The sequence below is a fragment of the Xenorhabdus beddingii genome, from assembly GCF_002127545.1.
Classification (GTDB): Bacteria; Pseudomonadota; Gammaproteobacteria; order Enterobacterales; family Enterobacteriaceae; genus Xenorhabdus; species Xenorhabdus beddingii.
Genome location: NZ_MUBK01000059.1, coordinates 1 through 4,556 on the forward strand (window position 1 = coordinate 1; position 4,556 = coordinate 4,556).

General features: G+C 29.5%; 5 protein-coding genes and 1 pseudogene. 2 read left to right on the plus strand and 4 right to left on the minus strand.

Features of this window, described 5'->3' with window-relative positions:
• Positions 1-190, plus strand: a 190-nt coding sequence (locus Xbed_RS17870) for an IS1 family transposase (protein WP_244182546.1), incomplete at its 5' end; no start/stop codon positions are given.
• Positions 191-553: 363 nt separating this feature from the next.
• Here Xbed_RS17870 and Xbed_RS17875 read toward each other — a convergent pair.
• From Xbed_RS17875 to Xbed_RS17890, 4 genes are read right to left on the minus strand one after another with little or no spacing between them, the layout of a single operon-like run.
• On the minus strand, positions 554-865 hold the full coding sequence (locus Xbed_RS17875) for a cupin domain-containing protein (RefSeq protein ID WP_086114192.1): 312 nt from the start codon (positions 863-865) through the stop codon (positions 554-556).
• Entirely contained in the window at positions 866-1,588 is a 723-nt protein-coding gene (locus Xbed_RS17880; protein ID WP_086114193.1) for a YqcI/YcgG family protein, read from the minus strand.
• Positions 1,585-2,817 carry an ATP-grasp domain-containing protein gene (locus Xbed_RS17885; protein WP_086114194.1) on the minus strand — a complete coding sequence of 411 codons (1,233 nt, stop codon included), beginning with the start codon at positions 2,815-2,817 and terminating at the stop codon, positions 1,585-1,587. The genes Xbed_RS17880 and Xbed_RS17885 overlap by 4 nt, the downstream gene beginning before the upstream one ends.
• 10 nt (positions 2,818-2,827) lie before the next feature.
• Entirely contained in the window at positions 2,828-3,991 is a 1,164-nt protein-coding gene (locus tag Xbed_RS17890) for an MFS transporter (RefSeq protein WP_139837534.1), read from the minus strand.
• Positions 3,992-4,385: 394 nt separating this feature from the next.
• Here Xbed_RS17890 and Xbed_RS17895 point away from each other — a divergent pair.
• Positions 4,386-4,556, plus strand: a pseudogene (locus Xbed_RS17895) (Nif3-like dinuclear metal center hexameric protein); the annotation flags it as partial.

Genomic DNA, 4,556 nt, shown 5'->3' on the forward strand with positions numbered 1-4,556 from the left:
AGTCGAGCCAGAAAAGCATTTGGTGGGAAAAATTTTGACCCAACGTATCGAGCGGCATAATCTCAATTTGCGTATCCATATCAAACGGCTGGCAAGAAGGACAATTTGTTACTCACGCCCGATAGAAATTCATGAAAAACTTATTGGGACATATATCGAAAAACATCATTATAACGCTTTGGAGTCATGACCCCTTTTTTAGTGATCAGTGTTATCGGGCTAATTCATTAGCCCGATAACACTGAGAAGACAAGCGCAGCGCGTCAGTGAGATTGTAATTGTTTTAGGGATTTCCATATCCTCGGAATAAACGTATATTAATATCTTTTTTTGATCATGATCCTAGTTCTCTATATTGCTCTGAAAAAATTTAATTTGTATATTTTTCGGGTTTAAATTTAATATGGCAATATCAATTATAGAGAATGATATTGCCGGGTAATTATCTAATCAAAAATCAAGTCATTTAAATTATTATTGCAAAGTATAATGAACATTATTAATTTTTAAACGGCATGAGATTTATCAATCATATAATGCAGTTAAAATCCGTTTAAACATTAAAATCGATAAACTCCGTTGCGATGGCATACACAGCTCCATTAGACAAAGCTTTTGAACCATGTTTTTTCATCGATGGAAGATAAATAATATCTCCAGCGCTACAGATTTTTGAGCCTTCTTCATAATAGACTTCCATTTCCCCTTCTAAAATAAGTAAAGTTTCATCATTGCTATGAGTATGCCATTTGTGTTCTTTAAAAGGAGAATCTCTTTGAAATTCTAAGCATCCTTGATTTGGAAGCATACTATATAATAACTTATAAGGATTATTTATTTCAATGAAATCAAATTTAATATTCATTCATGATTTCTCTTCGTTATTTGATAATTGGTGAAATGGGCATTTCATTTCATTATTTAGATCATCTAAGAAATATTGCTTCCATTCTCTATTATTATGATTCCCATATTTACCTAAGAATGGGGACTTATTTATAAGATCATATGGCATCAACCTTTTCGTTACAGAATTAAAAGCACTTTGTGCTTTTTTATCTGTATCTAATATTCCATCAAAAACCCACCTAGGTTGAAAAGTTAACATAAAAGTACTACTACGGCGGCTTTGCCTGAATATATGGGCAGGTGTATTACAAACCACAAACATTGGCTCACCATTAAAGCAGAATTCCCATTTAGGATCATCTAATTTTTTAGGTAGATCACTTGGCCACTTGATATTATCAAGAGTAGATAATTGATTTAGTAAATTCCAGAACTTATCATAATAATAATTTACTTCTTTAATAGAAGAAGGTTTTTCAAAAGCAACAAATGAAGTATTTATACCATAGTTCTTAGCATTTTTTAAATAATCCTTTAAATCATTGAAAATACTCTTTGCATTTAATTCCTCATGGAAAGAAAATCTTAGCATATCCTGCTTAAAACCATTTACACCAAATAAACAAGGGAATGGTCTTTTTTCATTGTTCATTAAGGATGAAAACTCAGAAAAAATAACTTTCTCCCATTCTGATAATATGTTTTCATTTTCTTCTATTTGGCTTTTAGAGTATATCATACTATCCTCGCTGTTTTATTATTAAATATTTCCCTTATGATAGCTTCATCATGAATTAAATCATTCAAATTATCGTTGATTAAACAAATTATACCTGGACAAGTAAGTAAATCTTTTGTTAGAGGTAGATATTCTCCTTCTTTATAAAGAATTTTTCCTAAAGAAAATGACTCAACTTTATTGAATTGAGAAAATAGTTCATCTTTATTAATTATTATGGCTTTATCATTTTCATTTATAAGAAATACAATTTTTCCATGTTTTATTTTTTTTGAATGCTTGTTGCTAAGGTTGAGACCTGAATATAGGGATATTGCAGTATTAAGTAAATCATTTTCATAGCATTTTTCGAAAATTAGAGGAGCTATCCCACCATGTAATCTAGCGCCTGCCTCTATCATAACAGGCCCTTTATTAGATAATATTAGCTCCATATGTATTGGACCAAAATAAAATCCTAGAGCATTCGCACACTGCAAACTATATGATATTATAAAATCAAATCTAGAGTCAGAGGGATCTAATATTTCTAAACTTTCATATACAAAATTGAATCCATTATATTTTCCTTTAGAATATTTGCAAAGAGATGATACATATGTTTTTCCTTTGTCGGAAATCATGTCAACAACATATTCATCACCGAAAATAAATTCTTGAATCAAATAATTATCGTTTAACTCGCCTGTTATATTTCTTTCTCCCCATAATATATTTTTGATATTTTCTTTTAAATCTAATTTTGATTTACAAAATATTACACCATCCGTTCCTGCTGAATTGCAAGGTTTTATTACATACCCATTATAATCTGGTAAATGAGAGATGTCATAATTATATCTCGATATTACTTCTGTGTTTATATAAGAAAGGTTTTCTTCCTTAAGTTTTTTTTGCATAAAATATTTATCTCTCCTGAGAAAGGATGTATCAGGGTCATTCCCATATACACCAAACTCTTTTGATAATTTATCACTTACTGCAATTCCTGTTTCTGAACCAGAAATGATTGAAAATATAGAATCTTTATTGAAATTTGATACAGCGTCTTCTGGTGAGAGCATTTTCTTATTAATAAATCCATCTCCGGTATAAGAATTTAAATAATAAGCTGTTATATGTTCGGAAGAACATATGCTATAACAATCAAATCCTTGTTTTGATAATATGGGGGCATAAAATGAACCAGTTGAAAAAGGATCAACTATTAAAATATTTCTTCTTTTCATAATATATGTCTCAATTAATATCTTTGTTTGATTTTATTAATGCAGACAACAAAATAATAATCCCAGCTAAAGGCAATAAATATGGAGCTAAAGATACGCCAATCATATAATCGCTTACAAGAAATCCTACTGCCATTGGCGTAGTTGCTTGAAATATAGAATAGTAAGTTGCACTTAAAGCCCCCATATGTTCTGCTTCTTGGTTGTTATTTGATAATGATATTAAATCATCACGTATATTTATTCTTACGGTATTGATGGAAAATCCAATAAAGAAACATGCTGTAATGCTTATAAATTGATTTGATGAAAAGCAAAATAAAATATCAAAAATAATAATAGATATAGATGGTAATAAATATTTAAATTTATCTATATTTATAAAAGCTGCACAAAATGCACCAACACCAGCTAGACCACTGGCTAAACCAAACATAGTGGAATCCCATAGATTTATTTTCTGGAATATTACGGGTGTTAGTATATTGAATGCAGATATATGTAATCCTATTAGGCCTAACGATATACATAATGGTATATATTTGGACTTTTTACTACTATTTGAATAAGTTACAGAGTTACTACTATCAGTTTGACTAACAATTGGATTTATATAAACCCAAAAACCTAAAAAGCATACAATAATATCCAGAATGGAAATCCAAAGAATAATATCAGAAAAAGAATATTTATTTAACAAATTACCACCAATTAAAGCGCCAGAAAAAGCTCCAACTTGTAATACGGTTTGCATAATACGTGATGCGTATTTTTTAGAAATATACCCACTTATAACTAGCTTAGCATTTGTTGATTCAAAAGTGCTCAAGGTAGACAGATTTAGAATTCCTAAAAATATAGAAAGCAAAGTGAATCCATATTTATCTGTAAGAAAACCATTGTAATAAGAAATTAAAAAAATGGAGTAAATAACTATTCTTAGAAAAAATAGTTTTCTCATTCCGAGTTTTAGCAAATCAATTTTAGGGAAAAATTTTTTTATAGCAAATGGAATGATAATACTGATGGATAATATAATTCCAAGAAATGATGATGAGTTGGTTATTTTATATGAAGCCCATATCATACTTAGCAAGATAGTCATGTCACTAAAATATAAAAATATAAGCAATAAATAAAATCTTAGCACTATATAAAATTTTGACTCTTTCACTTTTGTATTCATGGTGTTTATTTTTTGTTAAATTTAAAGACTTACATTTATAAATTAACAAAACAATTATGTCAATGGTGGAAATGAATTTTCGTTATTTTTACATTAAATTAAGTCATTCGCGGATGTGATTTTTTTAAATTAATTACTGATAGGTATAGTTTTATTTTGTTACTTTCTTAAGTGTAAAAATAGCATTTGAATATGTTATTGTTTAAAATAATAACATTGCTTTATTTGACCATTTTCCTTAATAAATTATATTATGTCATATGATTACATTTGAATTGCATGGCGAGTTAAATGCAAAAATAATTCTTTATTTCATCACATTTTTTTTTCCCCATCCTCCCTGTTTCCATGCTCGGTGTTTCTGTCTGAAAGGCAAAACCGTCAGGCATTATTGGACGAAGCGGTTCGCTTGGAAGCGGATGCCGTCATTGTTCATCATGGGTATTTTTGGAAAAATGAATCTCCTGTGATCCGTGGCATGAAACGTCGTCGTTTGCAAACCTTGCTCTGCAATGACATCAACCTGTATGGCTATCATCTCCCGCTTGATGCC